Source organism: Serratia myotis, assembly GCF_027474885.1.
Taxonomy (GTDB): domain Bacteria; phylum Pseudomonadota; class Gammaproteobacteria; order Enterobacterales; family Enterobacteriaceae; genus Serratia; species Serratia proteamaculans.
In genome coordinates, this window is sequence record NZ_CP099707.1 from 3,284,084 (window position 1) to 3,302,764 (window position 18,681).

Consider the following 18,681-nt stretch of genomic DNA (forward strand, 5'->3'; position numbering starts at 1 on the left):
CTCTGTTTTTCCGTCTAATCCGATTGCCAGATAGCCTACAAAAAGCCTGCAAAAACAGAATGAGAGTTATCTGATTTAATCCTTCGCAGAACACCCGGTTAAAATATAGCACCAAATACAAAGGCCTATTGCCGTCCTGATGAGATGAATCTCTAATAACAAAAAAAAACCAAAATTCATTACCGCACCATACGTCATACACAGTGCTTTATTTTCGTAAGGAATTCAACTGGATAATGAAAAAATAACGCACAGAAAAAAAGCCAGTCATCAACAGTGAAAACTCACGGTTTGAGAGAGATACCTATAAACAAAGGGAAAAACAGTACGCGATAATAAGAATATTACCTAAAGAGGTGGGAATTTCACTGGGGGAGTAAAATTTCATCGGGGACAAAGGGGAATGAGTCCCTCCCCTGTTGGGGAGGAACCGGTGCTACTCGAAGGTTTTACTGTTTCTTGCGGCCATAAACTACCCAGGTGACCACCACACACAGCACGTAGAACACCAGGAAGATTTTCATCGCTCCCGCCGGTGAGCCGGTCAAGGCCAGAGAGGTGCCAAAGGCTTTCGGAATAAAGAAGCCGCCAGCAGCACCAATTGCCGAGATAAAGCCCAGGGCTGCCGCAGAGTCGGTCACCGCTTCGCGCTGAGCGCTTTCGTCACTGCCCCCGCTGGCCTTAACCCGGTCAACGGTGATTTTACGAAAGATCACGGCAATCATCTGGAAGGTAGAACCGCTGCCTAACCCGGCAGTGAGGAACAGCAGCATAAAGACGCTATAAAACGCAATAAACGACCCTGCATGCCCCGCCCCCGGTAACGTCAGGAACAGCAAGGCAGCGAACACCGCCATCAGCACAAAGTTAATCAGCGTGACACGAATACCACCGAAGCGATCGGACAGTGCGCCGCCGACCGGCCGTGCCAGAGCGCCAAGGAACGGGCCGAAGAAGGCATAATGCAGGATCACCACGTCCGGGAACTGGGTTTTAGACAACATGGCGAAACCGGCGGAAAAACCGATAAAGGAACCAAAGGTGGCGAGATACAGCAGGCTTAGCACCCACAGGTGACCGCGTTTGAGTACCGGCAGTTGCTGACGCAGCGACGCTTTGGAAGCCGCCAGATCGTTCATGCCAAACCAGGCCGCAAACGTACCGACCAACAGGAACGGCACCCAGATCCATGCGGCGTTCTCCAGCCACAGTGAGCTGCCATCCGCCTGTGTCTGAGCGGTGCCACCAAAGGCACCAAAGATAGCGACAGAGATGGCCAGCGGAGCCACCAACTGCATCACGCTAACCCCCAGGTTGCCCAAACCGCCATTCAAACCCAGCGCGCCGCCCTGCCTGGCCTTCGGAAAGAAGAAGCTGATATTGGCCATGCTGGAAGCAAAGTTGGCACCGGCGAAGCCACACAGCAGGGAGATAATCACAAACACGCTATAAGGGGTAGTGGCGTCTTGTACCGCAAACCCCAACCACAGACAGGGTACCAACAGAAAGCAGGTACTGATGGCAGTCCAGCGACGGCCGCCGAACAGCGGGATCACAAAGGAATAAGGCACGCGCAGGATAGCGCCAGAAACGGAAGGTAATGCAGTAAGCAGGAACAGCTGATCGGTGGTGAAATTGAAGCCAACCTTATTCAAATTGACCGCGACCGCGCTAAATAACATCCAGACGCAGAAAGCCAATAACAGACAAGGAATGGAAATCCACAGGTTGCGGTTGGCAATGCGTTGGCCACGCTGTTGCCAGAATGCGGCATCCTCAGGTTGCCAGTCCTGAATAACCGCGCCTGTTTGTTTTGATAATGACGTTGCAGATTGCGACATAAAAACCTCAGACACAGGATGATAACTCCGCCCACCCTAGGCGGCGCACCCCATGGCAAAGTTGATGTAAATCAACCCGGATGCAGGTAGCCAACGGCCGAAAAAGGCTCGCCATCCCTTTGTGAGTAACCCGAGGATTCTTATAAAAGCAAAATAAATCAATCGATTGAAAAACACGCCATGCCTCAGCAACTCGCTAACATCGCTACGTGGAAACTAGGGGGTACTTCGTTAGAGGTATGGGGTTATGCCCCGGTATGATAAAAAATGGCGCTGAATTGTTGCCACACCGGCTGGTGCCACCTGCTTTTGTCCTCTGGTTACCCGCCGTTGTCTTGCTCTGCGCCGGGGATCCCAAATTTATGAAACGCCTGTTGGCTCCGCTTTCCATCGTTAATCAGGTGGCCGTATTGATGTTGCTGTTGGGCATTCTTGGCGTGGCCGGCATGAGCATTTCCGCCTGGATGTCACAAAGCATTCAGGGCAACGCGCATGCCATCAACAAAGCCGGTTCGCTGCGGATGCAAAGTTACCGCCTGCTGGCGCAGGTGCCGTTGGATGCCCACAGCGAAGCATTGATCCGCGAGTTGGATCAGGATGCCAACAGCCCTGATCTGCAACACTCGGTGACGCAAGAGCAACTGACCGAACAATTTCAGGCACTGTACCGCTACTGGCAATCGACTTTGTTGCCAAGGTTGCGCGAAGCCCAGCAACCGGCTGACGCCGCGCCGCAGGTGGCACATTTTGTTTCCCAGTTGGATACCCTGGTCTCCGATATCGACCACCATACGGAACGCCGACTGCTGACGGTAACACTGGTGCAGGGGGTGTTTATCGCACTGACGCTGCTGTTGTTGGTGGGCACCATCTGTTATCTGCGCCGGCGCCTGCTGCACCCCTGGCGGCAATTGGTGGCGATGGCACTGTCGGCGGGCCGCGGCGATTTCAGTCGCCGTTTTGCCCAACGTGGGCATCAGGATGAAATGGCCTCGCTCGGCGGCGCATTAAACACCATGTCCGACGAACTTGCCGCCATGTACAGCGGGCTGGAGCAACGGGTGGCGGAAAAAACCGCCGACCTGCAGCAAAAGAATCAGGTGCTGAGCTTTTTATATCGCGCCAGTCGTCAGTTGCATGCCAATGAACCTTTGTGCAGCCGCCTGACGCCAATACTCAATCAGTTGCAAACCCTGACGCCGCTGCGTGCCATCCAGGTGCGCCTGTACGAAAACAACAGTCAGGAGCAGTTTGTGCAACTGAGCGGCAACCAGCCGCTGCGGCCGGAGTATTGCAATAATCCGGTGTGCAGCGCCTGCCTGAACGACGAGGGCCAACAACAGGCCGATCACCCTTCTTTGAGCTGGAGTCTGAGCGACAAGCTGGGAGATTACGGGGTGATCGTCGCGCAACATGCGCCACAGCAGCCGCTGAATGACGATCATCAACAACTGATGAGTACCCTGGTCGAACAGTTGACCAGCGTGCTGGCGATTGAACGCCAGGTCGATCATCAACAACAGTTGATGTTGATGGAGGAACGGGCAGCGATAGCGCGCGAGCTGCATGACTCCATCGCTCAGTCACTGTCGTGCCTGAAAATGCAAACCAGTTGCCTGCAAATGCAGGGTGCCGAGCTGTCGCCCGCCAACCTGGCGCTGGTGCAACAGATGCGTGAAGAGCTGAACATTGCCTACCGCCAGTTACGGGAGCTGTTGACCACCTTCCGCCTGCGGTTGACGGAACCGGGGCTACTGGCGGCGCTACAATCGACGGTGCAGGAGTTTAGCCAACGGCTCGGGATCACCATCAACCTAGACTACCAGTTAACGCCGCGTACGGTCCCCGCTTATCAGGCCATCCACCTGTTGCAGATCGCCCGTGAGGCGTTAAGCAACATCAACAAACATGCTCAGGCCAACCAGGTGAGCATTCAGGTGGTCAATCAACGTGGCGAGGTCACCCTGAGCGTCTGCGATAACGGCTGCGGGTTGCCGGAAGAGACCGATCGTCCCGATCACTACGGCCTGATCATTATGCGCGATCGCGCCAAAAGCCTGCACGGCCGCTGCGAAATTTTGCCCCGTAGCGGCGGCGGCACTGAAGTCCGGGTGGTATTTAAACCGGACAGCCACGCCATCGACTAATGGGAGAAACCATGACCACCGAAACTGCCGCCACTATTTTACTGATTGACGACCACCCGATGCTGCGCAATGGCGTAAAACAGCTTATCGGCATGGACCCACGCCTGCAGGTGATTGCTGAAGCCGGTAACGGCGAACAGGGGGTCGCGTTGGCCGAAGAACACGATCCTGATCTGATCCTGCTCGATCTGAACATGCCTGGCATCAACGGGCTGGAAACACTGGATCGCCTGCGCCAGACCGCCCTTTCCGGACGTATCGTGGTGTTTAGCGTGTCGAACCATGAAGATGATGTCGTCAGCGCGCTAAAACGCGGTGCCGATGGTTATCTGCTGAAAGATATGGAGCCCGAGGAGCTGCTGAAGGCACTGCATCAGGCAGCGGCCGGGCAGATGGTGTTAACCGAGGCCCTGACGCCGATCCTGGCCGCCAGCCTGCGTGAGAACCGCCCCAGCGCCGAACGCGATATCCAACAGCTCACACCGCGTGAGCGCGATATTCTCAAGCTGATCGCTCAAGGCCTGCCCAACAAGATGATCGCCCGCAAGCTGACCATCACCGAAAGCACCGTCAAGGTGCACGTCAAACACCTGTTGAAAAAAATGAAGCTGAAATCCCGCGTTGAGGCCGCCGTCTGGGTGCTGCAAGGGAAGAACGGTTAATCCGCCCCGTTCAACGGCCCGGTTTCAGCCGGGATGGGCGGTGTTTGCAGTGTTTTTGCCGGTGGCAACCCAGGATCAATGCTGGAAGACGCGGTCAGCGGCGGCGTCACCTGCAGCTGGATCCAGTTAGAGGTCACCAGTTGCTGCTTGTCATCTTCCAGCGTCACCGACAGACGGTAGCTGTTGGCAGCGTCCGGCGAGTTATCCCACTGCGGCACAATCAGGCTCCAGCCGTGTGGATCGTTGCTGTTTTGCGACGGCGTCAGGCTCAGCGCCTGGGTATCGCCCTGCCAACTGACACGGGTGATTTTGTTGGTGGTTTTAATCTCCAGCACCAACGGCAAGGTTTCCCCGGGTTGCAGGCGCCAGGGTGGCGTGGCCAGGAACACTTGCAGCGTTTTACGCTGTTTGAACGCCATCACCGGCACATTTTTCCGTTCGATGTTGTCATAGCGGCTGCCGCGCAGCGACTTGGCCTGAGCGACATACTCCGGCGATATCTGCTTCACCAGCGGCACACCAAGCCGATAACTTAACGCCAGCTCGACCTGATCCTGACTGACTCCGCCTTCCCCCATCTTGTGCAGCGCTTTCACCGTCACCAGCGGTACCGGGGTGTAATTCACCCCCAGTTGCATCGCACGCGGGTCATTTTGCTTTTTGCCGGAGCCAAACAGATCGACGTTTTCCCCCCAGTACTGTTCATAGCTGAGCGAGCCGCCAATCTGGCGGTAAAACGGCAGGTAGCCCTGAGTGGTGATGTCATAACCGTTCGCCGGTCGGCTGAGGAATTGAGCGTTATCGGCCTGTTGCGCCAAAGCCGATAACGGATAGTAATAGTTGGCGGAAAAACGCAGGAAATCCCCCCAGGCTTCGGCACCCAGGCTGGCACGTTGGTGATGGCGTTCAAAGTCGCTGTCGAGCACGGTGTTATACCCCAGCAACCAATCACCGGCGACCCAGCGCTGCCCGAGGCCAAAATTGCCCAGCGAGCCATTGGTTTGTTGCAACAGACCGAGTTGGCTGTAGGTCAGCAAACCGTTAACATCATGCAGCGGGCTGAATAACTGGCCGCTGCTGCCGCTAAAATCCCCTTGGTCGGACATCACCAGCGACAGTTTGGCGTTACCCAGTGGCGAAAGCAGCTCCTGCGCCTGCTGTTGCAACACGTTGCCGGCTTGCCCCACCGCATAGCTCTCGGCCCGGGTGCGCACCTGCTGACCCGAGACGTTATTCAGGTTGCGTTCACCTAACTGTTTAGCCATGGTGGCCCACTCTTTCTCACGCTCGGCATCGTTCGACGCGCTGCCGCCCAGTTCGGGCAGCGTGTCGCCCGGTTGATGAGCCACAGATTCGGGTGCGGGTGGAGATTCGGCATAGGCGGGCAACGCGCCAACCAGCCACGCCAACCCCATCGCCGGTAAACAGCCGGCGGGTGAGAAGAACAAATCAACGACCTTTTTCAATCGGTAACGCGCTTTATCGATAACGTCTGTCATTACACCGTCGCCGCCCCTTCATCCAGAGGGTTGGCAAATAAACCTTTTTTGCTGCCATCACTCCAGACGGCAGACAACCCAAACTTTGCACAGTCTGCTACCCGGTATTTCACCCTAACGGGCGCCCGACGGCCAAACTGCATCATGAACCCTAAAGTCTAGTGGGTTCCTCATCAGAAACAATCAGATAAACCTCATTTGATAAAGTGACAACGTCACATGGGACCCAATTATTTCAGTCGATGATGTGGCGACCAAGAGCACGCTGAAATCCCCGCCCCTGAATAGCAAAAATTCACTTAATTTCATCGCAAATTTTGCCGAAAAAAACCGCAAATTAGCATTCATAAGAAAACTAATTAATTGATTATCCGTAGCAATTCGCAATTTCAGTGTATTTCATCTGGCATGAAACAACGCTTTGCGGCCCCCTGCGCAATATCGATAATCGGTGAGTTATGGGTTCCCCATGAAACCCGTTTTGCCGCTATTTTGAACGCTAATTTCAGCTCGGCAAGGACGCAATGTGTTCGATAACCTCCCACTCGACCTCTGGTATCGCGGCCTGTTTATCCCGGCTATGTTACTGCCGGCAGCGATCGCCCTGCGGCTGATGAATTCCCTGCCGCAAAGTCTGTCACAACACCCGCCGCCGGGGGCACGTACAGTCATGTTGATTGCCGTTGGTGCCGGATTGGCGGCCCTGCCTTTCACTATCCCACTGCTACAACGGTTGCTGTTGCTGCCAGTGGCGGCGATATTGTTGGCGCTGGCGCTCATCGACCGGCAACACCAGTTACTGCCGGATCGCCTGACGCAGCCGCTGCTCTGGGCCGGGCTATGGGTCAATCAGCAGGGTTGTTTTACTTCACTGACCGACGCCGTGACCGGGGCCAGCGTCGGTTATCTGTCGCTTTGGTTACTCAATGCGGCCTATCGCTATAAACGGAAAACGGACGGTATAGGTCAGGGCGACTTTAAGCTGTTGGCGGCACTGGGTGCCTGGACCGGTTGGGCCGCTCTGCCCGTGTTGGTCACCGGTGCCGCGGCAGTCGGACTGTGCACAACGGCAATCGCCTGTTTACTGCGCAAGTCCGGCAGGCAGGATACGCTGCCGTTTGGCCTTTATCTGGCGCTTTCCGGCTGGCTGGTTCTGTTGATGGCGGCCGATATTGGCATTTCACCCTTCAGCGAAGAAATCACGCTATTTCATCTAATTTCACCCTGACAGCTAGCCGTTTACCGCTGTTATAGCCGGCTGTTGGCATAGCTGTTATGGCGAGCCGCCCCCGGCGCTACTATGATGGGTTTAATCAAACACAGGAGGTTGTATGGTCGGTCGTGGTTTATCTGCACTCGCGCTTAGCGCGGCTTTGGCTACCGGTTCGCTGTCTTTCGCGGCACAGGCCGCCGGCACCTTTACCCTCAGCTCATCGGCATTTCAGGATGGCGGCACGCTGGCACAGAAATATGCCGGAGCCACACCGGGCAACGCCAGTTGCACCGGCAATAACGTTTCGCCACCGCTAAGCTGGGCCAACCCACCGGCAGACACCAAAAGCTTCGCCCTGCTGCTGTCCGATCCCGAAGGCCGCGCAGGTCTGGGAGTCAGTCATCTGGTGGCCTATGGCATTCCTGCCAGCGCCAGCGGCTTCGCCGAGGGCGATCTCACCCAGGGCAAAGGCTTTATCGGTGGAAAAAACTCACCGGGTACCGCGGTTTATCATGGCCCCTGCCCACCGGCGGGTTCAGGGCAGCACCACTATACCTTTGTGTTGATCGCCACCGATCTGCCGCCGCATGCGCTCGGCCCGGGGCTTACCCGTGAACAGCTATTGGAGAAATTACAGGGCCATGCCAAGGGCGGTGCGGGCATTATCGGTCGCTTCGGCCAATAGCGACTCAGGCGGTCAACGCCTCTGTCGGCATCTCGGCGACAATAGCCGGCGCGCGGTACAGGCTGACCACCTCACCAATCACCAGCAGGCTGGGTGAAACCGGCCGCTGACGGGCAATTAACGTCGGTAATTCTGACAGGGTACCGGTCAATACCCGCTGCTGAGGCAATGTACCGCGTTCAATAATGGCCAACGGCGTCTGTGCCGCCATGCCATGGCGCATCAGTTGCGCGGCGATGGTTTCACTTAATGTCAGTCCCATATAAAACACCAGTGTCTGACCCGCAGTAACCAGGCCGTGCCAGTCCAGACTCACCTCACCGTTACGGCAATGGCCGGTGACAAAACGCACCGATTGAGCGTAATCGCGGTGGGTCAGCGGGATACCACTCGCCGCCGCACAACCGCTGGCGGCAGTGATCCCCGGAACCACATGACAGACCACGCCATGGCGCTGCAATTCAACCATCTCCTCCCCGCCGCGACCAAAAATAAACGGATCTCCCCCCTTCAGGCGTACCACTCGATTACCGGACAGGGCTAATTCGACCAGCAGGTGATCGATCTGCTTTTGCGACAGAGTGTGGCAGCCCATGGACTTACCTACGTCGATGCGCAGCGCCTCCTGCGGCAGCAAGGCCATTACCGCCGGGGAAACCAGACGATCGAACACCACCACGTCCGCCTGGCGGATCACCCGTAATGCCTTTAACGTCAGCAACTCCGCATCCCCCGGCCCGGCGCCCACCAGCCACACTTCACCGTTGCGTACCGGCTGGCGATGATCGCCGGCCAACATCAGTTTCTCAATCGCGCTCATCTCACCACCTCTGCTAGGCCACCCGTTGGGATGCATGCTGTTGAATCAGTTTTTTTAGCTCCGGCAGGCAGGAACCGCAGTTGGTGCCGCATTGCAGACGGGCACCCAATGCCTCTGCGCTGTGGCAACCCTGCTGGATGGCCGCAATGATGCGGTTCTCGCCTACGCCGAAACAACTGCAAATCGTGGTGCCTGCCGCTAACTGCCCCGACGCACCGCGCCCTGCCAGCAGCGCCAGCCGTTGTGGCCCACCGCTGGGGGCCAGCTCAAAGGCGCTGAGGATCGCCGGGCGATCCAGCTGCGGGGCCTGCTGGCGAACATAAAACGCCAGTTGCACCTCGCCCTGTCGCCAGCCAATCAGGTGCAGACCGCGCTGGGCCAACTGTGCCGTTTGCAGCGTCATGCCCTCCAGCGAGAAATGCCGCTGTAGCCAGGCCTGCCAGTCTTCAACCGGCCGCTGCCCGGCCATAATGTAGTGAGTCAGGCCGTCCTGCGCGACCCGGCTCCAGTAAATTCCCCCGGGGGCGGCGACGTCGGCACGGATAAAAATCTCCGCCTGCCAGCTCACCGGCCAATGGCTGACCCGTACCGGCGCATGTTTGCTTTCCGGCTGGCCGGAGTCGGCATCCACCACCGGCGGGATCAGGCTGTCTACCCGGCCCTGAGCGGTAAATTGACCGTTCCAGTGCATCGGTACGAACACACTGCCGCGCCGTTGCCCCGGGTTGCACTGTGCGCGTGCCAGCATCCAGCCGTGGGGCGAACTGAGTCGTACCAGACTGCTGTCGACGATCCCCAGTTCGGCAGCATCCTGCGGGTGTATTTCGCAAAAAGGTTCGCTCAAATGACGCATCAACCGTGCCGCTTTGCCGGTGCGCGTCATGGTGTGCCACTGATCGCGGATACGACCGGTGTTCAGCACCAGTGGATAACGTGGCGAAACCGCATTCTGCGGCAGGCGTGGCGTCACCGGCAGTAGTCGCGCCTTGCCATCAGGATGGAAAAAACGCCCATCGGCAAACATGCGCCGACACCCCGCAGGATGCCGCGCATTCACCGGCCACTGCACCGGGGCCATCTGCAACCATTGCTGTCTATTCAGACCCGCCAGTTGGCCGATGTCGAACGCGCGCGTTCCGTTATTTTCAAATCCGGACAGGGCCGCGTGTTCGCTGAAAATTTCCGAAGGATGTTGGTAATCAAACGCCGCACCATGACCCATACGTTGCGCAACCTGACTGAGGATCCACCAATCGGCGCGGGCTTGCCCCGGTGCCGGCAGAAAGGCGCGCTGGCGCGAAATACAGCGCTCGGAGTTGGTCACGCTGCCCTGCTTCTCCCCCCAGGCCAACGCCGGCAGGCGAATATGCGCCAGTTCGGCGGTATCGGTCATGGCCATCACTTCGGACAACACCACCAGCGGGCACTGTTTTAGCGCCTGGCGCACCGTATCGGCATCCGGCAGCGAGACCACCGGGTTAGTGCCCATAATCCACACCGCTTTTACCTGCCCGGCGGCGATCGCCTGGAACAGATCCACCGCATTCAGCCCTGGTTGCCTGGCGATGCGCGGCGATTGCCAAAAACGCTGAACCCGGTCGATATCCTCGGGGTTGAACCCCATATGCGCCGCCAGTTGATTGGCTAGCCCACCGACCTCCCGCCCGCCCATGGCATTGGGTTGGCCGGTAATCGAAAACGGGCCGCTGCCTGCCCGACCAATACGTCCCCCCGCCAGGTGCAGATTGATAATCGCATTGCATTTATCCGCACCGCTGGCCGACTGGTTAATGCCCATCGAATAGAGCGTGACCCAGTTGTGGGACGCGGTCAGCAGCTGGAAAAACATCAGCACCGCACTCAGCGGCAGCCCGCAAAACTCCGCCACCCTCTGCGGCGTCCACTCTGCCGCTGCGGCCAACGTGGCCTCTGCGCCGCTGGCATGCTGTTGCAAAAAGGCGGTATCCAGCCCTTGCTGTTCGGCCAGCCAGTGCAGCCCACCGGTAAACAACGCCGCGTCACTGCCGGGCCGCAGCGGCAGATGCAAATCGGCAATATCGCAGGTTGCCGTCTCACGCGGGTCGATCACTACCACCCGCATCTGCGGGCGCTGCTGACGGGCTTTCACCAGCCGTTGATAGACCACCGGATGCGCCCAGGCGGTGTTGGACCCGGTCAGTATCACCAGATCCGCCTGTTCGATATCTTCATAACAGCAAGGCACCACATCGCCGCCGAATGCCCGCTTGTAGCCAACCACCGCCGACGCCATACACAGCCGCGAGTTGGTGTCGATATTGGCCGCACCGATAAATCCCTTCATCAGTTTGTTAGCCGCATAATAGTCTTCGGTCAGCAGTTGGCCGGAGGCATAAAACGCCACTGCCTGCGGGCCATGTTGTTCAATAATCTGATTAAAACGCTGCGCCACCTGGCCGAGTGCCTGATCCCAGGCGACCGGCTGGCCATCGACCTGCGGCTGCAATAAGCGGCCGGTCAGATCCAGTGTTTCACCCAGTGCGCTGCCTTTGACGCACAGTCGCCCCTGGTTGGCCGGGTGCGCTACATCGCCGCTGACCGTCAGTTCGCCATTACTCTGCTGCTCAATGGCTACGCCACAGCCCACGCCGCAATACGGGCAGGTGGTGCAATGCGTGGCGGTCATGACGTCACTTCCGCCGTTTCCGGCAGTTCAGCCTGCACCGCCAGCGGTGTACTGCGCACCCACACTCGGCCTTCCTCGACCCGCACCGGCCAGACGGTGACAGCACGCTCTGCATTATCCACACAGATACCGTCACTCAGGCGGAAACGCTGCTTGTACAACGGGGAAATCACCACGGGTTCGCCCGCTACGTCCCCCAGCAACCCACGCGCCAGCACGTTGGCGTCGCTGTCCGGTTCCTGGTTAGCCAACGCATAAACGCCGCTGTCCGGCAGATGGAACAGCGCAATTTGCCGCTGCCCCAGCCGGGCAGCCATGCCGACGTTGGCCGGGATCTCCGCCAGCGCACAGACATCCAGCCACTGTTCCCCGACAGCCTTCGCCGGTTGTACCTCGATCACCTGGCCCCGCTCCACACCCATCGCCGGGCGGCGTTGTCCGCGTTCCGCCTGCCAGACGATCGCCTCATCCGGCTGTTCGCTGTTAACAAACGGACGGAACAGTTTCAGGCGATCCGGGCTGGCGAGCGTGGTCTGCCATTCACATTGGTAGTGGCTGACTACCCTTGCCATCTCTGCGTCCAATTCGACGCCGATGCCCAGACTGTCTTGCAAAACCACTTCACGCAGGTAGTCCAGCCCACCTTCCAGGTTGTCCATCCAGGTGCTGGTGCGCTGCAGGCGATCGGCGGTGCGGATGTAGAACATCAGGAAGCGATCGACCGTGCGGATCAGCGTGGCGGTATCGAGATCGCTGGCAAACAGGTCCGCATGGCGCGGTTTCATGCCGCCGTTACCGCACAGATAGAGGTTCCAGCCTTTCTCGGTGGCGATCACCCCAACGTCTTTGCTCTGCGCCTCTGCGCACTCTCGCGTGCAACCGGAGACTGCCATCTTGATTTTGTGCGGTGAACGCAGCCCCTTGTAACGGTGCTCCAGTTCGATAGCCAGAGCGGTAGAGTCCTGCACACCATAGCGGCACCAACTGGAGCCGACGCAAGATTTCACCGTGCGCAGCGACTTGCCGTAGGCATGCCCGGTTTCAAATCCGGCGTCGACCAATTGCTGCCAAATCTCCGGCAATTGCTCCAGCCGGGCGCCAAACAGGTCAATCCGCTGACCACCGGTAATCTTGGTGTAGAGCTGATAGCGTTGGGCAATTTGGCCAATGGCGATCAGTCCAGCCGGGGTGATTTCACCGGCCGGTACCCGCGGGACCACTGAATAGGTACCGTCTTTCTGGATATTGGCGAAAAAGCGATCGTTGGTGTCTTGCAGCGGCAGGTGCTGCGGTTTGAGCAGGTATTCGTTCCAGCACGAAGCCAGGATCGACCCCGCCAGCGGTTTGCACACCTCACAGCCACGCCCATGACCGTGTCGAGACAGCAGTTCGTCAAAGGTGCGGATGTTGCCGACACGTACCAGGTGATACAGCTCCTGACGTGAATAGGCGAAATGCTCGCAAACGTCTTTTTTCACTACCACACCGCGTTGCTGCAGTTCGTACTCCATCAGCTGTTTGACCAATGCCGCGCAGCCGCCACAGCCGGTGCCCGCTTTGGTGCAGGCCTTGACCGCTGCCAAATCGCCGCAGCCTTGTTCCACTGCGGCGCTGATATCCCCTTTGCTGACGTTATGACAGGAGCAGATCTGCGCCGTGGCCGGCAAGGCCGAGACCCCCAAGGCTTTCGGTGCTGACCCGGCCGTCGCAGGTAAAATCAGACTCTCCGGCATCGCGGGCAGCGGCATATCGTTGAGCATCATCTGCTGCAGCGTGCTGTATTCAGCGCTGTCACCCACCAGTACCGCGCCCAGTAACCGCTTGCCTTCGGCGTCGATCACCAGCTTTTTATACACCTGTGCCGGGCCGTCGACCCAGCTGTAACTTTGGCTGTCGGGGGTATGGCCATGAGCATCACCCAGCGAAGCCACTTCCACGCCCAACAGTTTGAGTTTGGTGCTCATGTCTGCACCACAAAACACCGTTTCCTTGCCGGCCAGCCGATCGGCCAGGGTACGCGCCATCTGGTAGCCGGGAGCCACCAGCCCGAAGATTTGTCCGTTCCACAAGGCGCACTCGCCAATGGCATAAATCGCCTCATCGCTGGTGCGACACTGGCTGTCGATCACAATGCCACCGCGTGCCCCCACCTCAAGTTCGGCCTCGCGGGCAAGCTGGTCTCGTGGGCGGATACCGGCAGAAAACAGAATTAAATCAGCCTCAAGAAGCTCACCATCGGCAAAATTCATGCAGTGACGGTGTAACGAACCCTCGGTAATCGCCTGAGTTTGCTTACCGGTATGCACGCTGACACCGAGCGCCTCGATTTTTTTGTGCAGCATGGTCGCGCCACCGTCGTCCAGTTGCACCCCCATCAGCCGTGGCGCAAATTCCACGACATGGGTGTTCAGCCCAAGCTGACGCAAGGCATTGGCGGCCTCCAGCCCCAGCAGGCCACCACCGACCACCACCCCGACGCGGGCGGTTTTGGCGCAATCGGCTATCGCGGCCAGATCGTCGAGCGTGCGGTAAACCAGACAGCCCGGGCGATCGTTACCCGGGATCGGCGGTACAAACGGATAAGAGCCGGTCGCCAGCACCAGTTGGTCATAGGCCGTTTCTCGCCCCTCGGCATCGATCACACATTTGCGCTGGCGATCGATAGCGCACACCGCCTGCCCCAACCGCAGCTCTATGCCGCTACGGTCGAAAAAGCCCGCCTCTACCATCGACAGCGAATCCGCACTGCGGCCGGAGAAAAACTCGGACAGATGCACCCGGTCGTAGGCCGCCACCGGCTCTTCGCCAAACACCACAATGTGATACTGCAAGTGCAGTTCGCGGGCGACCAGTTGTTCCAACAAGTGATGACCGACCATGCCGTGACCGGCGACCAACAAAACGGGCTTGTGCATATCAGAATTCCTCTCATCAGACGCCGCTGGCGTCCCGGGTTCGCTACTGCCAAACAGCAAGGTATCCGGCTGTGAAACCGGCAGGCCAAGCTGCTGCAGATAAAAAGGGCTGTCCTGAGCGTCGCCATACAGCACCACGCCCTGTAATTTGCCGTCGCGCACCAGCAGGCGGCGGTAGTGCTGTGCCTGAGGATCTTCGGCGTGATGGATCTCGGTTTGTCCGTCGGCAACCATTTCGCCGGCGCTGAATACTTCAACGCCACTGACCTTCAGGCGGGTATGCAACGGCGCTGGCCGGTAACCCGCCACCGGTTCCCCGCTCAGCCGCTGCGCCAACAGTCCGGCCTGTTGCCAGCAGGGTGCCACCAGACCCACCGTGGTCTCACCAAACTGAGCACACTCACCGATGGCGAACACTGCCGGATCGTCCGTTTGCATGCGGTCGTCGATCATAATGCCGCGCTCGCAGACCAGTCCGGCGGCCTGCGCCAGGCTAATTTCGGGCCGCACTCCGATGGCGATCACTGCCAGTTCACAGGCCAATAACTCGCCGTGACTCAGGGTGACCGCGCTGACCCGTTCGGTTCCCTGAAAGCGGCTGACTTCGCAGTTCAACCGGCATTCGATACCGCGCTGCAACAGGTTCTGCTGCAACATCCGCCCTGCTCGAGCGTCCAACTGCCGTTCCATCAAATGCTCGCCCCGGTGCACCACGGTGACGTTCATACCGCGCTGCGCCAGTGCCGCCGCCGCCTCAATCCCCAGGACACCACCGCCCACCACCAGCGCCGGTTGGGCTGGCCGGCAGCGGCCGAGCATCGCTTCAACATCGTCCAGGGTGCGAAAGCCATAAATGCCGTCCAATCCCCCACCCGGCAGTACGGGTCGCAGCGGGCGCGAACCGGTGGCAAATACCAGCAGGTCATAAGGCAGTTGATGCCGCGCGGTGATCACCCGCTTTTGTTGCCTGTCCACCGCCAGCGCCGGTTCCCCGGCCAGCAGCTGCACCCCCTGCTGCCGATACCAGTCATAGTCGTGCAGCAGGGTATCGCTGAACGCTTTGTCCCCCGCCAGTACCGGCGACAGCAGAATACGGTTGTAGTTGCCGCGCGGCTCTTCGCCAATCACCGTGATGGCATAGCGCTCTGGCGCCAGCCGACACAGGGTTTCTACCAGCCGCATACCGGCCATGCCGTTACCAATCACCACCAGTTTGGGTTTGTCCATCATCCGGCTCTCATGCCGCTTTCGCGTGCTTCTCATACAGGAACTTCAGCACCTGCCGACGGTAATGGTGATATTCCGGATCATCCGCCAGCGCCACTCGTGAACGCGGACGCGGCAGCGCCACCGGCAGAATTTCACCGACGGTGGCCGACGGGCCGTTGGTCATCATCAGCACCCGATCGGACAGCAGCACCGCTTCGTCGACGTCGTGGGTAATCAGCACTATGGTGGTGTGCAGCCGCTGCTGGATTTCCATCACCGCATCCTGCAGATGTGCGCGGGTCAGCGCGTCCAGAGCGCCGAAGGGTTCATCCATCAGTAGAACTTTGGGTTTCATCGCCAATGCGCGAGCGATACCAACCCGTTGTTTCATGCCGCCGGAGATTTCATGTGGCCGTTTGTCGAGCGCATGGCTCATGTGCACCAGCGCCAGGTTATGTTCGATCCAGTCGCGCATTTCGCTGCGCGTCATCTCGTGGCGGAAAACCTGATGCACCGCCAGCGCCACATTCTCGTAAGTGGTCAGCCACGGCAGCAGTGAATGGTTCTGGAACACCACGCCGCGCTCCGGGCCCGGCCCGGTGATTTGCCGGTTGTCGCACAGCAACACACCGTCGCTGGGCAGCGTGAGCCCGGCGATCAAATTCAGCAGCGTTGATTTGCCGCAGCCGGAGTGGCCGATCAGGCTGAGGGTTTCCCCGGCCTGAATATCAAAGCTCACCCGATCCAGCGCGATAAACTCCCCCTGCGGGGTGGCAAAGCGCTGGCTGACGTTCTGGACCTGAATAATCGGTTTCATGGCGCGCTCCTTAGCGGTTCTGATAGCTAAAACGGTTTGCCAGTAACATCAGTCCCTGCTCGAGCAGCAGCCCGACCACGCCGATCACGATGATGGCGATAATGATGTTTTCGACGTTGAGGTTGTTCCACTCATTCCAGATCCAAAAACCGATGCCGACGCCGCCGGTCAGCATTTCCGCCGCGACGATCACCAGCCAGGCGATGCCGATCGACAGGCGCACGCCGGTCAGTACGTAGGGCAGCACCGCCGGAAACAGGATCTTGCGCATCACTGTCCACTCCGACAGCTTGAGCACCCGCGCCACGTTGAGGTAATCCTGCGGAATACGCGTGACGCCCTCGGCGGTGTTAAGGATCATCGGCCAGATTGAACAGATGAAAATGGTCCAGGTTGACGCCGGTTCCGCACGCTGGAACAGCAGCAGGCCAATCGGCAGCCAGGCCAGCGGGCTGACCGGGCGCAGCAAAGAAATGATCGGGTTGAGCATGTTGGCCAGAAACGCAAAGCGCCCCAGCAGGAAACCGGCCGGGATGCCGACCAGCGCCGCCAGGCCAAAACCGGTCGCCACGCGCTGCAGCGAGGCCAGTACGTTCCAGCCAATGCCCTGATCGTTCGGCCCGGCGGAATAAAACGGGTCGGCAAACAGCACCAGCGCCGCCTGCCAGGTCGCCCATGGCGTTGGGAACCCCTTGCTGTTAAGCGCCGCTATCTGCCAGACCACCAGGGTCAGCACCAGCCCCAGCACCGCGGGCACGCCCCGGCGGAAGCCCTGTTGCAGCAGCAAGCCCCAACGAGGTTTGCGCTGCGGCTGCAGCTTGTGCGGGCGCTTTAGCGGCACGATTTCCGCACTGACTTCTACACCGGGTGACGCAGGAATATCGATCCGTTCAGCGAGATTTTTCATCGGTTACCTCAGCGCTTTAAAGAGAAACTGTTGGCGTATTCCGCCGGATTACTGCCGTCCCAGCGTTTGCCGTCCAACAGCGTGCTGGTGCGCATATCGCCGGTAGGCAAATCCACTCCGCCTACCGCGCTGGCCGCCTGCTTATAGATTTCGGTTCGGTTGATTTTCTTCGCGACGGCCAGGTAGTCCGGTTCGGCGTTCAACAGGCCCCAGCGGCGATGCTGGGTCAGGAACCACATGCCATCGGACAGGTAGGGGTAGCTCACTTCGCCATCGTGGAAAAAGCGCATCGCATGCGCGTCCTGCCATGACTTGCCCAGACCGTCCTGGTACTGGCCGAGCATGCGGCCGGTGATGATCTCTGGTTTGGTATTGATATAGGCGCGCCCCGCCACCACCTGGGCGGTTTCCTGGCGGTTGGCGTCCGAACTGTCGATCCAGCGCGCGGCGTCCAGTACCGCAGCGGTCAGCGCACGGGCGCTGTTGGGGTTGGCCGCGACCCAGTTTCCGGTGGTGCCCAGCACCTTTTCCGGGTGATCGGGCCAAATTTCCTGGCTGGTGACGGCGGTAAAACCAATATCCTCGGCAATCGCACGTTGGTTCCACGGCTCACCCACGCAAAAACCGCTCATGTTGCCGATTTTCATGTTCATCACCATCTGCGGCGGCGGCACCACTACGTTGCGCACGTCGTCAAACGGGTGAATACCGGCGTTGGCCAGCCAGTAGTACAGCCACATGGCGTGGGTACCGGTCGGGAAGGTTTGGGCGAAGGTGTAAGTGCCTTTGGCGCTGGCATCGACGGTTTTTTTCAAGCTGGCCGCATCGGTGACACCGGCCTGTTTTAACTGGTTGGAGAGCGTGATCGCCTGGCCGTTGTTGTTGAGTGTCATCAACACCGCCATATCCTGCTGCGGCCCGGCAACACCCAGCTGCAGGCCATACACCATGCCGTACAGCACATGGGCCGCATCCAGTTCCCCGGACAACAGCTTGTCGCGCACCGCCGCCCAACTGGCCTCCTTGCTGGGGATAATTTTGATGCCGTACTTCTGATCGAACTGTTTCACCGCCGCCATTACCACCGAAGCGCAGTCGGTAAGTGGAATAAAGCCCACGCGGATCTCTTTTTTCTCCGGTGCGTCAGAGCCTGCCGCCCAGGCGGCGTTCATCAGGCCGGGCAACATCATGCTGCCGCCCAGCGCCGCGCTACCGGCCAAAAAGCGGCGGCGCGTCAGGCTAAGCCCGGGGAGTTTGGTGTGCGTCATCGGCAAGTCCTTCAATCAGGCGATAAAATAAAA

The 18,681-nt window shown here is 59.0% G+C and carries 12 protein-coding genes; 4 read left to right on the forward strand and 8 right to left on the reverse strand.

Annotated features, from left to right (window positions below; genetic code table 11):
- Positions 1-449: 449 nt before the first annotated feature.
- Complete coding sequence (locus tag NHG65_RS15570) at positions 450-1,841, reverse strand: NarK family nitrate/nitrite MFS transporter (RefSeq protein WP_499182364.1); 1,392 nt, start codon at positions 1,839-1,841, stop codon at positions 450-452.
- 362 nt (positions 1,842-2,203) lie between these two features.
- Between NHG65_RS15570 and narX the strand changes: the two genes are divergently transcribed.
- Positions 2,204-3,988, forward strand: a complete 1,785-nt coding sequence (narX, locus tag NHG65_RS15575) for a nitrate/nitrite two-component system sensor histidine kinase NarX (RefSeq protein ID WP_499182365.1) — start codon at positions 2,204-2,206, stop codon at positions 3,986-3,988.
- Positions 3,989-3,999: 11 nt separating this feature from the next.
- Positions 4,000-4,650 (forward strand): two-component system response regulator NarL, encoded by a 651-nt coding sequence (gene narL, locus NHG65_RS15580; RefSeq protein WP_499182366.1) that lies wholly within the window; start codon positions 4,000-4,002, stop codon positions 4,648-4,650.
- On the opposite strand, the gene NHG65_RS15585 is transcribed toward narL, so the two are convergent.
- Positions 4,647-6,149 (reverse strand): YchO/YchP family invasin, encoded by a 1,503-nt coding sequence (locus NHG65_RS15585; protein WP_499182367.1) that lies wholly within the window; start codon positions 6,147-6,149, stop codon positions 4,647-4,649. The two genes, narL and NHG65_RS15585, sit on opposite strands and share 4 nt — an antisense overlap.
- Positions 6,150-6,675: 526 nt before the next feature.
- Here NHG65_RS15585 and NHG65_RS15590 point away from each other — a divergent pair.
- Positions 6,676-7,377 carry a prepilin peptidase gene (locus NHG65_RS15590; RefSeq protein WP_261416520.1) on the forward strand — a complete coding sequence of 234 codons (702 nt, stop codon included), beginning with the start codon at positions 6,676-6,678 and terminating at the stop codon, positions 7,375-7,377.
- Between the two features lie 103 nt (positions 7,378-7,480).
- Complete coding sequence (locus NHG65_RS15595) at positions 7,481-8,047, forward strand: YbhB/YbcL family Raf kinase inhibitor-like protein (RefSeq protein ID WP_112349673.1); 567 nt, start codon at positions 7,481-7,483, stop codon at positions 8,045-8,047.
- Positions 8,048-8,051: 4 nt separating this feature from the next.
- Here the strand turns inward: NHG65_RS15595 and cobA are convergent, their stop codons facing one another.
- The 6 genes from cobA to NHG65_RS15625 are packed head-to-tail and all read right to left on the reverse strand — an operon-like array spanning position 8,052 to position 18,648.
- Positions 8,052-8,867 (reverse strand): uroporphyrinogen-III C-methyltransferase, encoded by an 816-nt coding sequence (cobA, locus tag NHG65_RS15600; protein WP_099064368.1) that lies wholly within the window; start codon positions 8,865-8,867, stop codon positions 8,052-8,054.
- Positions 8,868-8,880: 13 nt separating this feature from the next.
- A complete protein-coding gene (locus tag NHG65_RS15605) occupies positions 8,881-11,532 on the reverse strand; it encodes a nitrate reductase (protein WP_499182368.1) in 2,652 nt (883 codons plus the stop codon).
- Positions 11,529-15,674: a nitrite reductase large subunit NirB gene (gene nirB / locus NHG65_RS15610; protein ID WP_499183486.1), complete on the reverse strand. Its 4,146-nt coding sequence runs from the start codon at positions 15,672-15,674 to the stop codon at positions 11,529-11,531. Before nirB ends, NHG65_RS15605 begins: the two co-directional genes overlap by 4 nt.
- 10 nt (positions 15,675-15,684) lie before the next feature.
- Complete coding sequence (locus tag NHG65_RS15615) at positions 15,685-16,473, reverse strand: ABC transporter ATP-binding protein (protein WP_085117310.1); 789 nt, start codon at positions 16,471-16,473, stop codon at positions 15,685-15,687.
- 10 nt (positions 16,474-16,483) lie between these two features.
- Entirely contained in the window at positions 16,484-17,380 is an 897-nt protein-coding gene (ntrB, locus tag NHG65_RS15620; RefSeq protein WP_499182369.1) for a nitrate ABC transporter permease, read from the reverse strand.
- Between the two features lie 8 nt (positions 17,381-17,388).
- Positions 17,389-18,648, reverse strand: a complete 1,260-nt coding sequence (locus NHG65_RS15625; RefSeq protein WP_261426373.1) for a CmpA/NrtA family ABC transporter substrate-binding protein — start codon at positions 18,646-18,648, stop codon at positions 17,389-17,391.
- Between the last annotated feature and the right edge of the window lie 33 nt (positions 18,649-18,681).